The sequence below is a fragment of the Desertihabitans aurantiacus genome (assembly GCF_003344635.1).
Classification (GTDB): Bacteria; Actinomycetota; Actinomycetes; order Propionibacteriales; family Propionibacteriaceae; genus Desertihabitans; species Desertihabitans aurantiacus.
Map to the genome: position 1 here is coordinate 1 of NZ_QPKK01000483.1, position 1458 is coordinate 1458.

The following is a 1458-nucleotide window of genomic DNA, read 5'->3' on the forward strand; positions in this document are numbered from 1 at the left end:
GTCGCGGACGACGTCGGCCAGCGCCGCCTCGCGGGCGTGCAGCACCGCCTCGGCGCGCCCGCGGCCGACGTCGGTCAGCCGCACCCGGCGGCTGCGGGCGTCCGTGCCGGCCACCCGGGTGACCGAGCCGGCGGCCACCAGCCGGTCGACCAGACGGGTGACCCCGGAGGGGGTCAGCCCGAGCACCGCACCCAGCCAGGACACCGGCTGGTCGGGGTGGGCGAGCAGCGTCACCAGGGCGGCGCGCTCGGTCGGGCCGGTGGTGGCGGCGCCCCCGGGCTCGGCAGCGACGAGCCGGTCGGTCAGGGCCAGCGCCGAGGCGCCGAGCAGGTTCTCCAGACGGGCCATGGCGCCATCCTGCGCTACTTGACTGACGCAAGCAACCATTCGTCGGAGAGGCGACGGCTACAGGCGGTGGCGCAGCCCGGAGGCCCGGTTGGCCGGGCGCTCCACCGCGCGGCGCAGAGCGTCCTCGGTGCCGATGATCTCGACCCGGTCCCGGGCCCGGGTGACGGCGGTGTAGAGCAGCTCGCGGGTGAGCAGCGCGGAGTCCAGCGGCGGCACCACGAAGGTGACCTGGGCGAACTGGCTGCCCTGGGCCTTGTGCACCGTCATGGCGTGCACCGACTGCACCGCGTCGAGGTGGATCAACGGGTGCAGCACCGGCTCCCGCCCGTGGGAGAAGGCCGCCTGCAGCCCCCGTGCAGTGCTCACCACCACCCCGGTGTCGCCGTTGTACAGCCCGATGTCGGGGTCGTTGGCGGTGACCAGCAGCGGCCGGCCGAGATACCACTCGCCGCCCTCGCCGTAGCCCTCGACGGCCTCGGCCAGCCAGCCCTCGACCACGCGGCTCCACCGGGCGACGCCGAAGGGGCCGCCACGGTGGGCGCAGAGCACCCGGTGCTGCTCCAGCGCCTCGACCGCCTCGGCGGCCCGGCCGGCGCGGGCGGCGGCGTCCACCGCCCGTCCCGAACGCAGCACCGCCTGCCGCAGCGGCTCGAGCCCGGCCAGCGGCTCACCCCGGGTACCGGAGGCGGCGAGGTCGGTCTCCACCCACGACAGGTGCTCCCCACCCGCCCGCAGCACCGCGACCGCGTCGTCGGCCCGCCCGGCGCGCAACGCGTCGGCCAGCGCACCGATCTCGGCCCCGAACCGCCAGGTGTGGCGCAGCTGCACCACCCCGCGGGCCACCGGCGCCAGCTCCACCTCGACGGGCTGCGACCGTCCGGTCTCGGGGCGGTCGTCGGCCCGGGCCTGCTCCAGGGCCGTCAGCCGGACGTCGTCGGGCCGCAGCGCCGGGGCGGCCGCGGCGGCGCCGGCCACGTCGGCCATCACCGCCCCCGCCTCCACCGAGGTCAGCTGGTCGGGGTCGCCCACCAGGACCACCCGGGTGCCGCTGCGGGTGGCCTCGAGCAGCCGGGCCATCATCGGCAGCGAGACCATCGACATCTCGTCCAG

The 1458-nt window shown here is 77.0% G+C and carries 2 protein-coding genes; both read right to left on the minus strand.

Features of this window, described 5'->3' with window-relative positions; all coding sequences use genetic code 11:
- A partial coding sequence (locus DVA66_RS20390; RefSeq protein ID WP_198672009.1) for a MarR family winged helix-turn-helix transcriptional regulator occupies positions 1–348 on the minus strand: 348 nt, incomplete at its 3' end.
- Positions 349–405: 57 nt separating this feature from the next.
- On the minus strand, positions 406–1458 hold a 1053-nt coding region (locus DVA66_RS20395), incomplete at its 5' end, for an AAA family ATPase (RefSeq protein ID WP_157974210.1).